The sequence below is a fragment of the Rhodococcus sp. BS-15 genome, assembly GCF_000813105.1.
Taxonomy (GTDB): Bacteria; Actinomycetota; Actinomycetes; order Mycobacteriales; family Mycobacteriaceae; genus Rhodococcoides.
Genome location: NZ_BAOX01000399.1, coordinates 1 through 3,500 on the forward strand (window position 1 = coordinate 1; position 3,500 = coordinate 3,500).

The window sequence follows — 3,500 nt, forward strand, 5'->3', positions numbered from 1 at the left end:
TGCCGCCAAGCAACTCCCGCGAGTCTCGGCCATCGTGAAAGCGCAACGCGCGGTCACCGCCGCCGCCGGGGCGCTGCGCACCTCGAAGGAGGGGTCCGCAGCGGCCGACCGTGAATTCGACCAGGCGATCGCAGACCTGTCCGCGAAAGAGAAACAGCTGCGCACCGCCGCCGTGGCTCATCGCACCCCACACATCGGTCGAGACATCGATGCCCTCGCCGCGGCGATTCGGCATTTCGAGCACCAGGCTCGGTGGTGATCCGCAAGCGCGGCGATCACACACGCGAGGCAGAACGCGCCCGCGAAGCAACCAACCGACTCGAAGAAGCAAGTGGCCTGGCCGAGGAGCTCGCCGAGGAAGCCGCCATAGCCGACGAGAACTATCGACAGCAGGTCCAACGCCTCGAGCTCCTGAGCGAGAAGCTCGGTGCCACCGCCGAACAGATCGACACCGATCTCGAGAACGCGCGCGAACGCATCGAGAAATGCCGCGCCGAGCAGCGGGCCGCGCGTAAAGCGGACAAGGAAGCAGGCGAAGCGATCGGCAAGGCCGAGGGTGCCTGCAACACAGCGCTCGAAAGCCTGCGCGGTGCCGTCACCGAAACCCTGGGCGACGCCGTGCGACTCGCGCCCTACGCTCGCAAGGACCTACTCGGCATCCTCGGCGTCCACGAGGCGTACGCCTGGCCGGCGAGCGACTCGGCGTGGCTGAGCGTGGAGCAGATTCTCTATCGAGTCCAGCAGGCCGAGGGTCCCGACGACGAGGTTCCGGTACTTCCGCCCGTGGTGCGCGCGCTGCATTCGGCCCTCGACGCGGCGACGGCGGCGGTGAAAGTCAGTGACTCGAGCCGAAAGTCGACCCGGACGGCGCTGACGAGTGCGCTGCAGGAGTTCGACTCGCAACTCGCCGCATCGGGTCAGGACTACCGCCTGCAGTGGGATGCGCCGGACGGTTTGACCGTGGTCCGCGTTCAGGACGAGCAGGGCTACTCGTCGGTCGGAGACTTCGCCGACCGAATCGGTGCCGCGAGGGCCGATCAGGAGTTGCTACTGACCGAGCAGGAGCGACGAATTCTCGAAGATGCACTGCTGACCGGCCTGGCGCAGCAGATTCACGAGCGCACCGTCGACGCACGCGAGCTGATCGCGCAGATGTCCGCCGAGATGAAGCAGCGCCGCATGTCCTCGGGCAACACGATCGGTGTGCACTGGGTGCTCGCGGACAACCTCGACGACGGGGCCCGGGCGGTGTCCAAACTGCTCGATCGCGACGCCTCGGCGTTGAACCAGGACGATCTGGCCGCGATGCGAGCCCACTTCGCGTCGGAGATCAGGATCGCTCGCGCGGCACACCCGGAACGGTCCTACCCCGAGATCCTGTCCACGACACTGGACTATCGCCGCTGGCGCGTGTTCGCCTTCACGCTCATCAGCGGCGACGGCAACGAGGATCGTCTCACCGTCGCACGCCACAGTGCGCTCTCGGGCGGTGAGCAATCGGTGTCGCTGCACCTGCCACTGTTCGCCGCTGCGCACGTGATGCTCTCGTCCGCCGATCCACATTCACCCCGACTGCTCGCGCTGGACGAGGCGTTCGCCGGAGTCGACGACAACGGCCGCAGCGAACTGCTCGGCCTCAGTGTGCAATTCGATCTCGATCTGTTCATGACCGGATACGACCTGTGGATCACCTACGGGGACGTCCCCGGCTGCGCGCACTACGACCTGGCGCATTCGACAGCCGAGAACACCGTCAGCGCAGCTCTTCTGGTGTGGGAGAACGGAGAACTGTTCGCCGAGCACGACGGTACCGACCTCGCTGCCGCGCTCGGGTCACCGCTGACGCGCCGTGTGCCGACCCGAACCGAAGGTGGGCTGGAGTTTGACCGGTAACAGCGAATGGCGAGGCAGCGTCGAATTGGCTGCACTGCTCGATGCGGCACGAAAGAAGTTGGAATCCAACTGGCTTCGTGTCGGCGGCAACATCACCGTCGACCTGAGCGACGCCCCGGAGCTGTGGCGTCTGTGCAGCGCGATCTCTCGGTCCAACTCCAGTCTGCATTCTCGGGCGCGCAGCACCAGGCTCGACCTCGAGCGGTTCGACGCGTGGCTGAGCCATCCGCTCAACGGTGGCCTCGGACTGATCGACACCCTCACTCTGCAGGCCCCGCTGCAGGACAAGAAGAAAATCGCTGCCGACAAGGCTCAGATCCGCGCGGATGCACTCGATCGGGCCAGGGAGGTTCTCGGTGGCGGTACCGATCGCGAGTGGATCGAGCACTGGATCGCGTCGTTGCTCAATCAGGACGGCACGCTCGGGGGCCGCGTCGCCGTCGATGCGCTCGCGGTGGCGACACAGGTCCTGGCGCTGCTTCCGGTGGACGGGATGTCGCTGACCGAGCTCGCGGAACTGGCCTGCGGTGATACGAAGGCGCTCTCGGGCGGAGGTGCCCCGAAACTCGTCCTCGACGCATTGTCGTTGCGCGAGAACGTCCCTCGACCCGTCGATCCGGTCGGCATCAGGGCGTTGTGGGAGACCGCTGGCGTGTCGGTCGACGCAGTGTCCAGCCGGGTGTTGGTACTCGGCTACCGCGTCGACGAAACCCACACGGTGGCTCGTTGGCTCAACGATGCAGCTGAGGAGGGCATCCCCTTCCCCGTCACCGTGGACATGCTCTCGCGCGGCCCGCTCACCAACAGCTCGTCCACGGTGTTCGTCTGCGAGAACGTGGCCGTGCTCGCCGCGGCAGCCCGCACCCTCGGTTCGAACTGCGCGAGCCTGATCTGCACCGACGGTCAGCCCTCCGCCGCTGTCCACCGGCTGCTGGGCTCACGCGCGCCCGGCACCACCATCCGCTGGCGTGCCGATTTCGACTGGGCCGGAGTGCACATGGTGGCCCGAGCCATCTCCCGATACGACGCCTCGCCGTGGCGCATGGACGTCGACTCCTACCGGCACGCGCTCGATGCACGGAATTCCGAACCACTGAAAGGTCATCCGACGGACAGTCCGTGGGACCCGGAACTGGCTGCCGCCCTGCGCGACTCGGGCCGAGCCGTGATGGAAGAACGGCTGATCCCGGATCTGCTGACCGATCTGCGGCTGGGACCTGCGACCTAGGTCGGGGAACGATCAGCGCAGCGGCACGCCGAGCAACGCGTCGACCGCATCGGCGAAGGCACGGGGTGCGCCCGCATCCGATCCGCCGCGTTCGACTGCGAAACTCGCCCACGCGTCGAGCGCATCGAGGGCCTTGGGGGTGTCCAGATCATCGGCCAGATGCTGCCGCAACCGATTGATCACATCCTCGGCCGACGCCGCGCTCTCGAGCGCCGCCGCCCGGCGCCACAGGCGACGGCGCTACGAGAGCGCGGCGTCGGCCGAGGATGTGATCAATCGGTTGCGGCAGCATCGGCCGATGATCTGGACACCCCCCAAGGCCCTCGATGCGCTCGACGCGTGGGCGAGTTTCGCAGTCGAACGCGGCGGATCGGATGCG

1 protein-coding gene and 3 pseudogenes are annotated in these 3,500 nt (G+C 67.0%); 3 read left to right on the plus strand and 1 reads right to left on the minus strand.

Annotated features, from left to right (window positions below):
• Both RHBS_RS25710 and RHBS_RS25715 read left to right on the plus strand, forming a co-directional pair.
• Positions 1–1,893 (plus strand): annotated as a pseudogene (locus RHBS_RS25710) (SbcC/MukB-like Walker B domain-containing protein); the annotation flags it as partial.
• Positions 1,883–3,121: a DUF2399 domain-containing protein gene (locus RHBS_RS25715; RefSeq protein WP_237669723.1), complete on the plus strand. Its 1,239-nt coding sequence runs from the start codon at positions 1,883–1,885 to the stop codon at positions 3,119–3,121. The pseudogene RHBS_RS25710 and the gene RHBS_RS25715, both read left to right, overlap by 11 nt.
• 12 nt (positions 3,122–3,133) lie before the next feature.
• Here RHBS_RS25715 and RHBS_RS25720 read toward each other — a convergent pair.
• A pseudogene (locus RHBS_RS25720) lies at positions 3,134–3,361 on the minus strand (cysteine--1-D-myo-inosityl 2-amino-2-deoxy-alpha-D-glucopyranoside ligase); the annotation flags it as partial.
• Between RHBS_RS25720 and RHBS_RS29860 the strand changes: the two are divergent.
• Positions 3,297–3,500: pseudogene (locus tag RHBS_RS29860) on the plus strand (cysteine--1-D-myo-inosityl 2-amino-2-deoxy-alpha-D-glucopyranoside ligase); the annotation flags it as partial. The pseudogenes RHBS_RS25720 and RHBS_RS29860 sit on opposite strands and share 65 nt — an antisense overlap.